This is a genomic window from Chryseobacterium sp. KLBC 52 (assembly GCF_003347605.1).
Classification (GTDB): domain Bacteria; phylum Bacteroidota; class Bacteroidia; order Flavobacteriales; family Weeksellaceae; genus Chryseobacterium.
The window spans coordinates 149528-165033 of the sequence record NZ_QDFZ01000005.1 but is presented as its reverse complement, the minus strand read 5'-3'; the positions used below and the strand labels follow the sequence as shown (position 1 = coordinate 165033).

Sequence of the window (15506 nt, the reverse complement as noted above, 5' to 3'; positions counted from 1 at the left end):
CTTAGTTTTCTACGAATACATCGTATTTTTTCATTTTTTCGCGAATCTTTCCGACGGTTCCCATCTCCAGAATATCGTTAAAATCAAACTTGATCTGATAAAACTGCTCAAGTGCTTCTACGATAAGAAGATGAGACATAGAATCCCATTCCGGGATTTCCTGATACGTTAGTTTTTCATCTACCAATTCTTTCTTTATGGCGATGGCAGAGGCGATAATTTCATAAAATTCTTCTGTAGTGTTCATTTTAAATTTTTATAGTTTTCCATTTTCCATTTTTAAAAATCATGAGGAATAGCACAGCCAAAACTATTTCCGAAGAAACAATGGCAGTAAATATTCCTCTCAGTTCCCACTGAAATCTTACTCCTAAGAGATAAGCCAGCGGAAGCTGAATCACATAAAACATGACGAGGTACAGCAACGTAACCTGTAATATATTTCCGGCCGCATTCAGAGCACGGCTGATCACCATAGTGAATCCTAAAAGCAGATAAGCCATAGATACTACATGGATGTATTGAACCGCATATCTGGCAACTTCCGGTTCTGTAGTGAAGAATTTCACCACATATTCCGCTGCAATCTGCCAGAATAAGGCTACAAGTACCAGATACGTCATGTTGATTGTTCCGGCTCTCCAGACTGTTTTTTCAGCACGTTCCGGTTCTCCGGCACCTAAGTTCTGTCCTGTAAGAACTCCGGCAGCATTTCCTATTCCCCAGGCAGGCATCGTAGCTACGGAAGCAATACGCTGGGCAATAATATATCCTGCAAGCGCTGTGGTTCCGAAAGTGGAGATAATCTTCACCATAATCAGCCAGCTGGATGTTGGAATGATATACTGAACCAATCCTCCAAAGGCGAGTTTCAGAATCTTTTGCAGCAAAGGAATATCAAGCTGTAAAGGAACTCTGATGCTGATGCTGGTTTTTCCTGCGGCAAATACAAAAGCCTGGTATAAAACTCCTAAAAGCCTTGATAAAACCGTAGCATAAGCCAATCCCATCAATCCAAAAGCAGGAATAAATCCTAATCCGAAAACAAGGATCACCGCAAAGATGATATTGGAAATATGGCAGATCCAAAGTGATTTCATAGCAATATCGGCATCACCAGCCCCTCTGAAAAGTCCATTCACAGACAGGCGGAGAATCACAAGCCCGATACTCAGGAAGACCAGTCTTGAGAAAGAAACGCCTTCGGTTACCGTACTGGCATTGATTCCCAGAAAACCAACAATTTCTGATGCGAAAAAGCAGGAAACACCGCCAATAAGCACTGCAAAAAACAGAGCCAGCAAGATAATGTATTGGGCTGTTCTGCCCATTCCTTCTTTATCTTTTTCGCCCGCTCTTCTGGCGGTAAGGGTTGCTGCTGCAATTCCCAAACCTACTGCAATGGCATAAGCAAAGTTGATGTAGTTATCGGTAATTCCCACAAGCCCAAGAACCTTGTCGCCTAATTTTGCAATAATCAATAAATTGACACTTACAAAAACAGATTCCATGACAAGTTCCATCACCATAGGAATGGCAAGACTAAAGATGGAACGGTTTATACTTCCGGAAGTCAGTTCAACTTTCTTTCCGGCTATGGCTCCATACGTAAAAACCGCTCCTTCTTTTAGTATATGCAGGAATTTCCTCATACTGCTGCTACTGAATTTTTATTGGCAATCTGATACAGCGGATTTGGCAGTGCTCCGTCTTTTCTCGGAATAGCAAATGCTTTATTCTCACTGTAACCGTTATTTTTCAGACGCAGACTGTTGATATAGAATCTTTTGAATGCCGGCACATACAGGTCATACTTTTCGTATCTTTCCTGAAGGTGAGTATTCTCAGCTTTATAATTTTCTACACAGTTGTGAACCAATTCCCAGAATGTTTCTTCATTAAAGTTGGAATAGGTATGCAAAGCATTCGACAGGTATCTGAAGAAGGCATCAAAAACTCCAAGCAAAATAAACAATGGGATATTTTCTTTATTGGAAGACTGGATCAAACCGTCCGCAAGGTGTGCAGGAAGCTTTTCTCTGGCTTCTGTGGTAAGTACAATATCATCCACAAAGTCTTTGATGACGATTCTCTTCGGAACTCCGTTTTTCAAAACAACCATAATGTTTTCTCCGTGTGGTGTTACACATAATGAATGGGTGTAATAAATGTGTAATAATGGGGTAAGATAAGCATCAAGATAGCTTTCAATCCATTCTTTAATGCTCACTCCTGCTTTTTCAGCAAATGCCTGAACCAATGGAACTCCACTTTCATCTACATACAGTAAAGAAGCCATAGTTACCATTTGTTCGTCTTCTTTCAGATAATTTTCAGCACTTTCTCTCCATAATGCTCCAAGGAATTCATTATATTGATAAGGTACACTCGCAATAGCTCCATATTGTGGATGCAGATAGGTGATTGCTGCTTCTTCTCCTAAGAAAATAGTCTCTTTGTTCTCAAGGTAAGCATCGTCTTTAATTAAGCCTTTTACCCAATCTGTAATAGCTGGAGCAATTTTCATCTGTTTAGGTGATAATCCTCTGATATTTCCCGTGCTCAGAATAGAAACAGCCGTTTTCAGGTATCTTTTTTTAGGATGATCTACGTTGAATAAAGTACGGATACTCTGCTGCGGACTGTACGTATCACTACCCTCACCCAATTGGATTAAAAGTCCGGAAGCAATATCTCCGGCAAAATGAATCTGAAGCTTATGCTCCCACTGCCATGGATGTACCGGGATAAAATGATAATCTTCAACAACTTTTCTTTTGTTCAACAGCTGCTGCTGAAAATCATTATATAAATCCTCTCCTATTTCTGAACGGTAAAACTCGTCTCTGTTAATGTGTTCCAAAGACTGGAATGACGATCTGCTTTTATGAGAAGCCAGCCAGATTACTTTTAAATTTTCATCGGCTTCAGGGGCAAATGTTTTAAGATCTCTTGGAGAAAAACCTAATCGGCTTTTGTTCACAATTACCCAAGGATGTCCGGTCATATTGTGCTCTACCGTTTGATAATCCGCATCCGCAAGGTCTTTTGAAGACATTACTCCTCTTGATAAAATTAAAGCATCACAATACAAAGTATGCAGTAATTCTTCAGTATATCTTGCAATGGTATAAGGGTCTAAATCAAAAACAGTCTGCATTTCCAGGAAGAAAGCCGCTACATCTACAGAAGACAAATCTTCACCGTTTTCTGTTTTTGTAATACTGTCTTTATCAATATGCCAGTAATCCATCATTCTTTCCTGTCCGCGGAAGCTGTAGACAATATTTTCAACTCCGGTTTCAAGGGTAAAAACAGTATATCCGTTTTTATTTTCAAAGGTTATCACAGGCTTTAGAAGCTCTTCGTGCATCAATTCTGCGATGGTTTTAGCCATTAAATTTCTGTTGGCCTGATTCCAGGTTTCCTGGCTTATTGTATTTTTTAAGTTGGTGTTCATTTTTTGATTAAATTTTGGCAGTTGGTAAATCAGCATATTTTTCCACATCGAAATCCTGGAAAGCAATTTTCTTTTCAATTTTATAATGCTCTCTTCCCAGAATATCATTGATGATGTAGGAATTACGGTATGCAGCCATTCCAAGATCAGTAGAAATATAACTGTGAGTGTGTACTTCAGCATGAAGCACATAAATTTCCCCTCCGTTGTGGTCTATTGAATAATTTCTGTTAACATCAAACAATCCGCTGGAATCTCTCTTGATTCTATCCTGAATATTCTTTAAGAATGCAGGTTCGTGGTAACGGTATCCTGTTCCCAAAATCAGATAATCTGCTTCCTGATCATAAGGTACTTCCTGTTCCAGTTGGGTAAATTCAAGATTGATGAAATCCGGATTGCTGTTGTCTACTCTATTCAACTGGCTGTTAGGAATAATTTTAAGATTAGGATCCGCATTGTCGATATTCAGATCATAAATAAAATCGTAGATATCATTGATCAGATCATAATTGATTCCTTTAAACTGAGCTTGCTGCTTGCTTAAAATGGTTTTCCTTGCAGACTCACTTCTGTTGTAGAAATACTCTACATAATCAGGTGAAGTAAGCTCCAGCGTCAACTTAGAATATTCCATGGGGAAAAATCTGTCCGGACGGGAATACCATCCCAGTTGTGTCTCTTCATTTCTGTTTTGAAGAAGGTCATAAAAAACTTCTGCAGAACTCTGGCCAGAACCGATAATTGCTATTTTTTTACCACGAGACAAAAGCTCTTCTTTTCTGTACAGATAAGAACTGGTGTGAATAACACGGGAATCATCCTTCGGAATGAAAGAAGGAATATGAGGCTGTGTTCCTGTTCCTAAAATCAACCTTTCCGTTTTGAAAACCGTAGTTTCTTTGGTTTTGGTGTGAATCGTAGTTACATGATATAAACCTTCTTCATAAGTAATATCCACTACCTGAGTAGAGAAACGGCATTGTGGAAGCTGTTCAATTACCCATTGGCAGTAACGGTTGTATTCTTTTCTCGGAATGAAAAAATCTTCTCTGATAAAAAACTTATACAGTCTTCCGGTTTCTTTCAGATAATTCAAAAGACTTAAAGGATTCGTAGGATCAGCCATGGAAACGCAGTCGCATAAAAATGGGGTCTGCAGGGTTACATGGTCAATCATCAGTCCCGGATGCCAGTCGAAACCATCTCTCTGGTCCAGGAAAAGGGTTTTCAGTTCCGAAATCGGATTAGATAATGCGGCAAGTCCCAGATTGAAAGGACCTATACCTATGCCTATTACATTGTATACGGCTTCGTTAGTCATTTTTTGTGATGTTTGTGGTGATTTGTACCTCTTTATTCTGTGGAAATTTTTCCCAGTACCATTCTCTGTAACAGAAGTTCAGATTGGCTTTTTTATGAGGCATTTCTATTACTTTATCTACTTTGAAGCCTACATGAGCTTTGTTCATCATAGACGCAAGAGAGTCTACAGACCCTTCTCCTACCATTTTTCCTACCTGTGGCTGTGCAAAAACATAGTCAACCATAGATTGGGTGGATGGAGATACAAATTTCTTTTTAGGATCAATAGGTGCAATGAACTGGTGCGTTCCGTAATCGGTAGGCAGCACTTCGTAATAATCGCCTACGATATCTCTGCAAGCCCAATACACCTCAATATTACAAGAAGGTTCATCGTTTCCTGCGATGATATAACTGTGCGCTTCATCACTTGGAAGCATTAGTCTGTAGTACGTTTCCAGCTCATCAATGGGCCAGTTCATCTGCCAAATTTTTACGGCATGTTCACGGTTGAACCATTCATGAAGCATTTCAAGGTCGTTTTCAAGATCTATAGGACGCATACTCATGGTTACGTCTTCTTTCTGGAAGTATCTTTTAAAGAAAACTTCTGTTCCCTGTGGATTGATTAGCTGATCCGAGAAGAAATGTTTGTGAAGAAGATTCGGAACTTTAGCATATGAAATTGAAGAAGCATTCACGCCGCCGTCTACATCAGCAACCGCCGACTGAAGGTTTGATTTTACTGCCCAATATCTTTGATTCAAAGCATACTCCGTTAATGATGAAGGTTCAGTTTCGTGAAGATTTTCAAACTCTCTGTACAGAATATGGATTAATCTTCTTTCTTTCACCAATCCTGTTTTGCCTATTGAAGCAATCAATGCACTCAGATTACTTACCAAAAGATGATGAGAAATAATGTCCAGAAGACGCTCATCTCTGATGAAAAGATCTTCTATTTCAGGATAATCTTTGATCAGAGACTCATATTTTTCTTTAAAACTGTCTTTGATTAAATAACCTTGTCCGTCTCTCACATAAATAGATTGAGGAAGCAATTGATTATCCAGCTGTACAAGCAGATTCTGCTGATGAACTTCAGGAGCCATGCCTAATTGATTGTACAATCTGTTTAAAGGAGAAAGCAATAGATTTACATACTTTTCAAACCAGATAATCGCTGCTTTTTCTGCATCTACTCCTAATTGATTGGAAACATTTTTAAAGAAGTGCGTTGTAAAATTGAAACCATCTGTAGATTCATCCTGGCAAAGTCTTGCTAAGAGAATGACTTTATCTTCATTTGAAAAAGGATTTTCGCGAAGCAGTATATTCAGACTATCCATATTCTTTCCTTCATAATGAACGCTTAACGTGGATGGTTCCAGTAATAATTTAAAATTCGGGAAATCTTGTTCAAATGAAGTTTTTTGATGCTGCCACCATATTGCGGAAGCATATCCTCTGTTGAGATCTTTTAAGCTGTTCGTTCTTACAGAGCCTGTCATTAAAACATGCAGAGAAAATTTCAACATCCAGCTGAAATCCGGATTGTATACCGTTCTTATAGAAGATGTTGCATAAAAATCCTCTCCCAAAGGTCCGATGTGAATAATTTTCCCGGAACCCAGCATTTCAGGATATTCTGCTGTTGATAAAAGATACTGTGCCTCCCATGGATGGCATGGAACTATATAAAAATCATTGATGTTTTCAAAATCGTAGCTTTCCGGTAAAGAAGTCCATTTTTCGAAGATTTCTTTTGCTGAAATTCCTGGAAGTGACTTTTCCGTGATGCAGTCTTTATGAATCAGGAAATAATCCAGCTGAAATCCTTTCCCGAATTCAGGACCGTACAATAGCTGTTCTTCCTCAGAGAATCCCATTCTTGATTTGGTGAAAGGATGCAGATTGTGTCCTGCCGGAAGCATTTGCTCAGATTCAAGAAAAGAATAAGTTAAAAGCTGATCATCCTGGAGACACGCTTCTGTTGTCAGTTCCAGATTTCTTAAGCTGCTTTGAATTCTTTCCACAAAATTTCTGAAACCCGTTTCGTTGGTAGTCTCAGAAAGTTCTTTGTAAACCAGCTCAGTAAGCTTTTGATCATTCACTTCAAAAACTTCCTGATTTTGATGATCTACCGCCCACAAAACAGGTCCGTATTCATGAAAAAGAGTTTCGGAACGATAGGAAACCGGAGCAAATAAAAACAGTCCGCTTTTCTTCATTTCAAATCTCATAAACAATGAATAATCACTGTTCCGAAGAGCCTTTGCTGTAAGAAGATCATATTTCGGAACGCCCTGATAGAATTTTCCGTTTCCCAGTTCTCTCAGCATTCCGTTCAACAGAATTCTGAAAGTAATTTCTCTGGCTTTTTCTCCCGTTCTATTTTTCTGAATTAAAGTCTTTTCCATGATTTTTGATTGTGGTGAGAATTTGATGAATGTCTTCCGTAGTCGTAATCGGATTCAGGAAAGTAAACTTCAGATAGAAGTTTCCATCCACTTTGGTACTTGCAACAAGGATTTCCCCGCTGTAGAACAGTTTCATCTTGATGTACTGATTCAGCGCATTCAGATCACTGATTTCCGGATTGATATATCTGAAAACAAGAACACTTAAGTCAGAATCAGAAAGAAGTTCAAAATCTGCATCTTCCGTAATCATTGCGGCTGCATCTTTGGTAAGATCAATCACCGTGTCTGTATATTCTGCCAACTGTTCTTTCCCCATCATTCTTATGGTAAACCAAAGTTTTAAAGCATCAAATCTTCGGGTACTTTGCGTAATGGATTTATTGATCTGTGCCGGAATTTCCTCTTCGTCCATTTCTTTCGGATTCAGATAATCGGCGTGATGTTTAAGAATCAACAGTTCTTTTTTGTTTTTAACAATAAAAGCGCTGCTGCTGATCGGCTGGAAGAATGATTTGTGGTAATCAATCGTTACAGAGTCTGCTCTTTCAATACCATTGATCAGATCACGGTACTTTTCACTTAATAATAAAGCACAACCATAGGCGGCATCTACGTGCATCCAGATGTTATATTGTTCTGCAATATTCGCGATATCATCCAGTGGATCAATATTTCCAAAGTCTGTGGTTCCGGCGGTAGCAACAATTCCAATTGGAATATTTCCTAATTGTTCTTCTCTCTTGATGTATTTTTTCAAAAGAGAAATATCCATACGGAAACGGTCATCAGTAGGAACTTTAACGATACTTTTCTCACCCAGCCCCATAATAGACGCATTTTTCAGATTGCTGAAGTGAGATTTATCTGAAACAAATATTCTGAAACGGCTTGCCTCCGCTGGCAGACCATCCATTTTAATATTGTGGTTATATCTTTTCTGAGAAAAACAGTCACGCATCATGACCAATCCCATCAGATTACTCTGTGAGCCTCCTGCGGTGAAAACACCGTCGCTTTCATTCGTATTATATCCGATCTGACCGGCAGTCCAATCGATCAGTTTTCTTTCCATAAAAGTTCCTCCGGCACTCTGATCATAAGTATCCTGTGAAGAATTGATGGCACTTACAAGAATTTCTCCTGCCAATGCCGGGATTACTACAGGACAGTTAAGGTGAGCTACATATTGTGGAAGGTGAAAAGCTGTGGCATGTTTCACATAAATATCATCTACTTCTGCCAGAAGCTCATTATAATTGGAAAGTTTTTGATTAAGGTCTATCTGTTGTACCATTCCTTTCATTGTTTTGGCTTCGATACCACTGAAAGGTTTGTTGTTTCTGTAAAGAAATTCCTGAACCAGGTCTAAAGTACTGTTGACAGCATTACGATAATGATCATAATTGTCAGGATGAAAAATATTCCCAAAATTCCCCGAAATGTGGGGTGCAGTTGTACTTGCGAGCTCTTCTAGGGATATTAAATTGTTGTTCATAAAAGTTTTGTAATGTGATTTTTTAAATCTGTGAGTTGTTATGGTTTTTTTGATATGCGATTATATATATCTGATAGTCAGGTTTTTAAATTTTGCATTTTTTATTATATTTTATTTGGTGATTACGTAATTATTACTAAATTTGAACCAGCTATTGTTATTTAGAATAATTAAAAACAAAGATAAAAATTATTACTTAACACCAAATTTTTTTTAATGAATTCTACAGAAATTTTAGATAAAGACTGTTTAACAGCGGTAAAACTGCTTCCTACGGTCATAGAAGTCACCTCTCAGGAAAGAAGAATGATAAAAGATGCGGCATTGCATCTTCAGAAAAAGTATGACAATTATGAAAACCGTGATTTTATAAAGCATGTACATCAGCTGGCGTCTTATTTCTTACCGGAGAGAATTTTAAACATAGCGGCTGATTTTGCAAGTGACTTTTCAAAAAATCAGTATGGTGCCCTGATCTTTACAGGATTAATGGATATCGATCAGGAGGATATAGGCTCTACCCCTCCCAATTGGCAGGCGGCAGATTATTCAAAATTTAATTTATATGGTTTTGCATGTGCACTTATCCATGGGGCACTTCCTTCAAAACCTGTACAATATTATTCACAACGTAAGGGCGGCGGACTGATCCATGCCATTATTCCTGACGAAAAAATGAAGGAAACACAGACAGGATCAGGATCTTCTACAGATTTATATGTCCATACGGAAGACGCTTTTCTGAAACATCAGGCTGACTTTTTAAGCTTTATGTATGTCAGAAATGAGGAACAGGTTCCTTCTACCCTTTATTCTATCCGTTCTCATGAGTCTATCGGGGACAATTACAGACCTCTTTTTGAGCCTATTTATAAAATTCCGAAAGATGCCAATCTGGAAACAGGAGAAAATGAAGAAGAGACATTAGATTCTGTATTGTATGGGAATTACAGCCTTCCGTTTATGAGGTTTGATGCTGCAGAACAACTTTTCAATTCCAGTATAAGACAATCAGAAGAAGCCCAAAGTACACTGCATGAGTTCTGGGAAGAAGCCAGACATTTGATTTATTCAGGATTCACACCTCAGGCAGGAGATGTTATTCTGGTTAATAATCATTTATGTGCTCATGGAAGATCAGCTTTCCGTGCGGGAGTAAGAAATATTGACGGAATAGAACATCCGTGCGAGAGAAGAATTATGCTTCGTATGATGAGTAAAGTGAGCCTTATTGATATGAGAGCACACACGCTTACAGAAGATCCGTTCTTTGTGATAGAGGAACATTTGGGTAAAAACTTTCAACATTTTTAAAATGCAGTTTAGTTAGCATTTTTGAACATCAATCAATTGAAATCCTTTTTGGGCATGGCTCAAAAAGGATTTTTTCTGGTTAATCCTTGTCAAGGTTTTAAACCTTGACAAGGATATAGGGGTATTAAGTTTCGGCTAAAGCCAATATTACACTAACAATAAAAAACAAGCGGGCTAAAGCCCGCTTCTATTGATATAAAAACTAATCAATATTTAATAGGAACGGGCTTTAGCCCGTTTAATAATTAAATATAAATTCAAAATGGCTTTAGCCGAAACTTAAAAAAGGGTTCATTGTTTAAAAAACCTGTCAAACAAAGACAATTGCTCCGATAATGATCTGCTCCAGTATTCCGGAACGTGCCCGCCTAAAGATTCTGTGTAGAGATGCTGGACCTTCATTTCAGTCAGCTTTTTATGAAAATTACGGTTCATATTGATCATTTGGGTATCATCTGTACCACAATCAAAAATATATTGCTGTCCTGCTCCTGCCATCAATTTTACTTTATTGTCAGTAAGGAAATTAGGATTGATAGATTCTAGTGGTCCCAAAACTTTATTCACCATGTATTTCTGATAGCCTTCTCCGAAAGAGTTAAAATCCAACGCTCCACAGGAACTTCCTACAATACCAAATGTTTTATTATAAGTCACTCCGATATTGGTTGCCCCATAGCCTCCCATACTCCATCCCAAAATACCGCGGAATTTTTTCTCTGCTTTCACTGGATAATTTTTATCAATAAATTCAACCAGTTCTTTTCCGATAAAGGTTTGATATTGTGAGTCTTTAACGATTGGACTGTCTACATACCATGAACTGTAATTCCCATCCGGAAGCACATAGATTGTTTTCAGTTCCTGTGCTTTTTTTACCAGATCCGGAATATCCTGCTTAATAATTCTGTCCGGATTTCCACTGAAACCATGAAGGATATAAACTGATGGATAGGTGGTATTAGGCTGAAGATTTGGGGTAATGATCACTGTTTTGATCTTTTTATTCATTTTCGGACTGAAAATTTCCTGATGAATAATTTTTTGTGCTGATAACTGAATACATGCCGTCAGTACAAATACAATGTTGATAAGCTTCTTCATGTTGAGAAATGTTTAATTAATGATGATCACAGGTTTCTTATTGTAAAACATATAGTGTACCAATGATTTTATGACAGCGCAAAATTGCGTCAGAAAAAGAGAAAAAGCCTCAACATATGTTGAAGCTTTTGTTAATTTATTTTGTTTTAATACTATGGGATCAATTTGCAAAATGGTGATCATTAGTATCTCCAAAGCATTAACCCTGCCTGATAACCTGTTCCCAGCGTCCATATGAGAATATAATCTCCTTTTTTCAAACGCTTTACTTCTTTTTGATATTTGTGTAAAGCTAAAAATGGACTGGAAGCTCCGGTATATCCCAGTTCTTTAGAGTAAAAAGGAATTTTTTCCTCTGGCAGCTGAAAATAACCCTGGATCATATTGATATTCTTTATGGAAAATTGTGAAAATAAAAACAAATCAATCTGTTCCAGGTTGATCTGATTCCGTTTTAAAAACTGTCTGATATTATCCACCGCAAAATTGACACTTCCCATTCCGTCAAAAATACGGTCCCAGGTTGCTAGATCACCATGACGATGCTCCGACCTTCCTTTAGGCGGATACAGTACGGTATTGCAAAAGCTGCTGTCTGTATAATACAATACATCTATTAATCCTGAGGCAGAATCCCCATCATTTTCTACAATGAAGGCAAAAGCAGAATCTGAAAAACCAAAAGCTGTCGTAGGATTATCAGGATCTAATATCGTTGAAAATTTTTCAGCACAAACGACTAAAGCATTTGTTCCTGTGCCGGCTTCTTTTAAGTATTTTGATACCTGATCCAGTGCGATAAACCCTCCAATACAGTTGGCGTTAATATCATAACACATAGTATCAGGTTTTCCCTCCAATGCATGATGGATATGGATAGCATCACAAGGAATATGATGCTCGGGAGAGCTGCTCACAAAAATAATAATATCGATATCGAGAATAGAAATATTACTTTCATGAAGAACTCCTCTTGCAGCTTTTATTCCCATGGAAAGTGAAGTTTCAAAAGAATTCTCAGGAACAATAAAACGGACTTCCCTGCCTAAAGCATTCTGGATTTTTTGCATTGAAATTTCCTGGAGTTCAAAGTGCTCAATAACAGCAGCATTATTTTCTACCAACTCAGGATGATAAAAATACGTGTGGTGTAGTTTCATGATTTGGATTTATTTATATCTCTTATTTGTGATATACTACAAAGTTAACATAATATTAAAATATATCCCAGTAACATGAAATAAATCATTTAATAGCTGATGCTTAAAAATATCTGAAAAATTTAATCAGTATTTATTTCCTTTTTGATCCGGCTTAATTGTGTAGGTGTTATTCCAAGATAAGAAGCAATGTGATGCTGTTTCAGTCTGTTATATAAAGACGGGGTTTCCAGTAACTGTAAATATCGTTTTTTTGCAGTTTCGTATTTCAGGGAGACTTCCAATGGTTCTTTTTTCACTACCCAGTTTTTTTCCAGGTAACAGAGGTGAAAAAGAGCCAGGTCATGATGCTTTTCAAGTAATTCACGGTAGGCTTTGGCAGGGTATTGTATCACTGAGCAGTCTTCCAGTGCTATGATATTGAAATCGCTGGGTTCATTTTTAATAATGGCTGCTGTGGAAGCTACGAAGCTGTTTTCTTCAAAGAAGATTTTATAGATATTATTTCCGTCATCATCCACGGTATAATACCCTATCAGTCCCGACCGCAGAAAGTAATAATATCTGGCCATAGAACCGGATTCCAGCAGAAGATCATTTTTGCGGTAGTACTCTTCTGTACAGATATCCAGTAAATCTTTAATTGTTTCTTCGGATAAAGGATAATACTGATTAATCTGCTTTATAAATTCTGAATGGTTCATTTTAGTATGTAGAAGGTATAAAGAATTGTATTACATAATCATCTGTGAAAATTTGTGTCATCTGTGGTTAAAAAGGTTTAATCCAGTATTTTTTTCATCATCAGATCCGTCTGTTCTTCTTCCCCCAGTCTGAAAATATGCTTATCAAACTCAACGAATCCATTCTTTTTGTAAAATTGTAAAGCTCTCAGGTTTCTTTCCCAAACTCCAAGCCATAAGTATGATTTACCAAGCTGCTTAGCAGTTTCCAGAGATTGATTATAAAGAAGCTGCCCTACTTTTTTTCCATGATGACTTTTCTTTACATAGATTCTTTCAATTTCCAGGCTGCTCTCATCCTGAAGTTCTGTCTGTGCTTTTCCGGCATTGACTTTCAGGTAACCAACCGGATTGTCTTCTTCCCAGGCAATATAGAAAAATGAACCAGGATTATTCAACTCTGATTTTATCTTTTCAGTATTAAAGCTTTCTTCCAGATACTTTTTCATAGCCTCTTCAGTATTATCTTCTGCAAACGTTTCAGTGAAGGTTTGTATACCAATATTTTGAAGTATTTCGAGGTCTTTTTCGCTGGATGTATTGATAATGATCGATGACATAATAGGTATTTATTGTTCTAATTTATAAATAAGATTTCTTATTTCGGGTAAGGTTAGTTCTGTTTTTGTTTCTGATGTTATTATATTTTTTAAAATTTTGATGTGAGCCGTCTTTAAAGCATCTTCGCTGTTCACTTCCTGATCGGGGATCACTCCTATATGTTCCCAGTTCTTTTGAGTACTTAAAGCGGTTATTTTTCCTGCTGGAACAAGCAGTAAATATTGATTTTGAACCATAAAATGATCTACAGGATTAGCGGCACCCCCTGTTTTTTCACCAATTACTTCGGCAAGTTTATATTGCTGCAAAAAATAGGCTACAGCTTCTCCAGCCGAAAAAGTTTTTTTACTGGTAAGAATATAAATCTTTTTATGAAGATATTTCTGTCCGAGAACTTTGGGTTGAGTACTGTCTACAACCGTTTTCTGATTATGTCTGAAATAAGTGGTATAAAGATCTTTTTTCTGATCAAAAAAATAGCTTAAAAATAAAAGGAGCATCCCGTTTTCTCCTCCGCCGTTTTCTCTGAGATCAATAATCAGGGAATGGGTGTTGGCAACAAAATTCATAGTGGCAGCCAATGTTTTTTCACTGGCTTCAGGAGAGGCAAAGCCTTTATAATTAATGTATCCGATGTTACCCGGAAGCCGCTGTACTGTTTCAAATCCAAAATTTTCAAGACGGTTATGTTCATTGTTTAATTTTTCTTTTTCTTTTTTACTCAGCTGTTTTTCTGAGGTATAGTTTTCAATATATTTCACGAAAAAATGTTCATCTTTAATCGTTGTTCTCAACTTTTGGGTCAGAAGAGCCGCGAAATCTTTTTTATTGAGTTCATTAAAAGTTCCTTTTTTCATTTCACTCTGAAACAGAGAGTCTACTTTTTTATAAGTTTCTTTATCAATATAATGACTTTTAACTTTTTCGGTAATATCAATAAGCACCCCTGAAGTATCATTTCTCTGGGCATACGAGAACAAGGAAGTGGCAAGGAAAAGCCCGATACCTATTTTTTTCATTGAAATAAGAATTTAATATTTCAACAAATGTATTTCAATGAAATCTGTGTAAATTGTAAAAATGGAAACTCAGATAAATAACCAGATATTATTTTGTCTGGTATCTACATTCTCAAAGAATTTTCCCGGGCTTATTCTGGTGAGTTCTTTAAAATTTTTAATAAGATGAGACTGATCATAAAATAGATTTTCATAGGACAGCTCTGTAAGATTCCTGGATTTTTTATTGGATATCAATACATTACGAAACCGTTGGATTTTTCTGAATTCTGACGCTGGTTTAGCCAGATACCGCTGGCAAATTTTGTTTACATATTGCCGTGTAATATTATTTTTTACCGCAATTGCTTCAATGCTCATTTCGGTTTCAAAATCTTCCAACAGGGTATAAGCCAACGGTAGTTCTCTCTTTCGGAATTTTGATAGCCAGTAATTTTCCAGAATTTCAATCTGTATTGTCCTGTCCGACTCTTTCAAAACAGTATTCATAATGTCTATAAAGTCTGAAAGATGGATTTCCTGCTCCAGATCCTGACTTTTGTGGGCGGTAAAAAAATGATAAATCCCTAATGGTTTAAAGTAGACTGTAATTTCATTTACCGATTGACGGTAAAAAATTTCAGTAGGAACAGAGCATCTGAATACAAAATCAACCACAAAATTCTCAGAAGAAGATCTGGTGATTTCTACCCATCCTTTATCCTGCGTCATAGCAACATCCTGACATGCTGATACAATAAAATAATTGTCTGGAAATGTAAGATATTTTATCGTTTTCTGACTGTCATCTTTTTCTATAAAATAATATCCTTCAATATAATCTTTCAAAACAGAATGCATCGGTTGATAAAAAGTAACTTTCATAGGAGTGGTGAGTTGAAAGTAAAAATACAAATAGAAAACAAAATCCTGAAACTTTGTT

13 protein-coding genes are annotated in these 15506 nt (G+C 37.1%); 1 reads left to right on the top strand and 12 read right to left on the bottom strand.

Going from position 1 to position 15506, the window contains the following annotated elements; all coding sequences use genetic code 11:
* Nucleotide 1: 1 nt before the first annotated feature.
* Genes DDF69_RS07105 through DDF69_RS07080 form a run of 6 tightly spaced genes read right to left on the bottom strand, consistent with a single transcriptional unit; the run spans nt 2 to nt 8683 of the window.
* Nucleotides 2-247, bottom strand: a complete 246-nt coding sequence (locus DDF69_RS07105) for an acyl carrier protein (protein ID WP_002979498.1) — start codon at nt 245-247, stop codon at nt 2-4.
* Between the two features lies 1 nt (nt 248).
* Nucleotides 249-1652 carry an MATE family efflux transporter gene (locus DDF69_RS07100; RefSeq protein WP_114820163.1) on the bottom strand — a complete coding sequence of 468 codons (1404 nt, stop codon included), beginning with the start codon at nt 1650-1652 and terminating at the stop codon, nt 249-251.
* Nucleotides 1649-3460 (bottom strand): IucA/IucC family protein, encoded by a 1812-nt coding sequence (locus tag DDF69_RS07095; protein ID WP_114820255.1) that lies wholly within the window; start codon nt 3458-3460, stop codon nt 1649-1651. Before DDF69_RS07095 ends, DDF69_RS07100 begins: the two co-directional genes overlap by 4 nt.
* Nucleotides 3461-3467: 7 nt before the next feature.
* Complete coding sequence (locus tag DDF69_RS07090; RefSeq protein WP_114820162.1) at nt 3468-4784, bottom strand: lysine N(6)-hydroxylase/L-ornithine N(5)-oxygenase family protein; 1317 nt, start codon at nt 4782-4784, stop codon at nt 3468-3470.
* Nucleotides 4777-7185 carry a GNAT family N-acetyltransferase gene (locus DDF69_RS07085; RefSeq protein WP_114820161.1) on the bottom strand — a complete coding sequence of 803 codons (2409 nt, stop codon included), beginning with the start codon at nt 7183-7185 and terminating at the stop codon, nt 4777-4779. Before DDF69_RS07085 ends, DDF69_RS07090 begins: the two co-directional genes overlap by 8 nt.
* Nucleotides 7157-8683 carry a pyridoxal phosphate-dependent decarboxylase family protein gene (locus tag DDF69_RS07080; RefSeq protein WP_114820160.1) on the bottom strand — a complete coding sequence of 509 codons (1527 nt, stop codon included), beginning with the start codon at nt 8681-8683 and terminating at the stop codon, nt 7157-7159. Before DDF69_RS07080 ends, DDF69_RS07085 begins: the two co-directional genes overlap by 29 nt.
* A 216-nt stretch (nt 8684-8899) precedes the next feature.
* On the opposite strand from DDF69_RS07080, the gene DDF69_RS07075 reads away from it, so the two are divergent.
* Entirely contained in the window at nt 8900-9997 is a 1098-nt protein-coding gene (locus DDF69_RS07075; protein ID WP_114820159.1) for a TauD/TfdA family dioxygenase, read from the top strand.
* A gap of 291 nt (nt 9998-10288) precedes the next feature.
* Here the strand turns inward: DDF69_RS07075 and DDF69_RS07070 are convergent, their stop codons facing one another.
* From DDF69_RS07070 to DDF69_RS07045, 6 genes are all read right to left on the bottom strand, one after another.
* The gene (locus DDF69_RS07070; protein ID WP_114820158.1) at nt 10289-11101 is read right to left on the bottom strand and encodes an alpha/beta hydrolase; all 813 of its coding nucleotides are present in this window, start codon (nt 11099-11101) and stop codon (nt 10289-10291) included.
* A 182-nt stretch (nt 11102-11283) separates the two neighbouring features.
* Complete coding sequence (locus DDF69_RS07065; RefSeq protein ID WP_114820157.1) at nt 11284-12261, bottom strand: 3-oxoacyl-[acyl-carrier-protein] synthase III C-terminal domain-containing protein; 978 nt, start codon at nt 12259-12261, stop codon at nt 11284-11286.
* A gap of 122 nt (nt 12262-12383) precedes the next feature.
* On the bottom strand, nt 12384-12965 hold the full coding sequence (locus tag DDF69_RS07060) for a Crp/Fnr family transcriptional regulator (RefSeq protein ID WP_114820156.1): 582 nt from the start codon (nt 12963-12965) through the stop codon (nt 12384-12386).
* A gap of 77 nt (nt 12966-13042) precedes the next feature.
* Nucleotides 13043-13564, bottom strand: coding sequence for a GNAT family N-acetyltransferase (locus DDF69_RS07055; protein ID WP_114820155.1), 522 nt, complete (start codon nt 13562-13564; stop codon nt 13043-13045).
* A 9-nt stretch (nt 13565-13573) separates the two neighbouring features.
* Nucleotides 13574-14584 carry a S41 family peptidase gene (locus DDF69_RS07050; protein ID WP_114820154.1) on the bottom strand — a complete coding sequence of 337 codons (1011 nt, stop codon included), beginning with the start codon at nt 14582-14584 and terminating at the stop codon, nt 13574-13576.
* A 69-nt stretch (nt 14585-14653) separates the two neighbouring features.
* On the bottom strand, nt 14654-15448 hold the full coding sequence (locus tag DDF69_RS07045) for an AraC family transcriptional regulator (RefSeq protein WP_114820153.1): 795 nt from the start codon (nt 15446-15448) through the stop codon (nt 14654-14656).
* Nucleotides 15449-15506 lie beyond the last annotated feature (58 nt).

What these genes read in the sequence shown, in the direction of transcription:
- DDF69_RS07105 (WP_002979498.1), bottom strand. Translation starts at nt 247, where the DNA reads ATGAACACTACAGAAGAATTTTATGAAATTATCGCCTCTGCCATCGCC.
- DDF69_RS07100 (WP_114820163.1), bottom strand. Translation starts at nt 1,652, where the DNA reads ATGAGGAAATTCCTGCATATACTAAAAGAAGGAGCGGTTTTTACGTAT.
- DDF69_RS07095 (WP_114820255.1), bottom strand. Translation starts at nt 3,460, where the DNA reads ATGAACACCAACTTAAAAAATACAATAAGCCAGGAAACCTGGAATCAG.
- DDF69_RS07090 (WP_114820162.1), bottom strand. Translation starts at nt 4,784, where the DNA reads ATGACTAACGAAGCCGTATACAATGTAATAGGCATAGGTATAGGTCCT.
- DDF69_RS07085 (WP_114820161.1), bottom strand. Translation starts at nt 7,185, where the DNA reads ATGGAAAAGACTTTAATTCAGAAAAATAGAACGGGAGAAAAAGCCAGA.
- DDF69_RS07080 (WP_114820160.1), bottom strand. Translation starts at nt 8,683, where the DNA reads ATGAACAACAATTTAATATCCCTAGAAGAGCTCGCAAGTACAACTGCA.
- DDF69_RS07075 (WP_114820159.1), top strand. Translation starts at nt 8,900, where the DNA reads ATGAATTCTACAGAAATTTTAGATAAAGACTGTTTAACAGCGGTAAAA.
- DDF69_RS07070 (WP_114820158.1), bottom strand. Translation starts at nt 11,101, where the DNA reads ATGAAGAAGCTTATCAACATTGTATTTGTACTGACGGCATGTATTCAG.
- DDF69_RS07065 (WP_114820157.1), bottom strand. Translation starts at nt 12,261, where the DNA reads ATGAAACTACACCACACGTATTTTTATCATCCTGAGTTGGTAGAAAAT.
- DDF69_RS07060 (WP_114820156.1), bottom strand. Translation starts at nt 12,965, where the DNA reads ATGAACCATTCAGAATTTATAAAGCAGATTAATCAGTATTATCCTTTA.
- DDF69_RS07055 (WP_114820155.1), bottom strand. Translation starts at nt 13,564, where the DNA reads ATGTCATCGATCATTATCAATACATCCAGCGAAAAAGACCTCGAAATA.
- DDF69_RS07050 (WP_114820154.1), bottom strand. Translation starts at nt 14,584, where the DNA reads ATGAAAAAAATAGGTATCGGGCTTTTCCTTGCCACTTCCTTGTTCTCG.
- DDF69_RS07045 (WP_114820153.1), bottom strand. Translation starts at nt 15,448, where the DNA reads ATGAAAGTTACTTTTTATCAACCGATGCATTCTGTTTTGAAAGATTAT.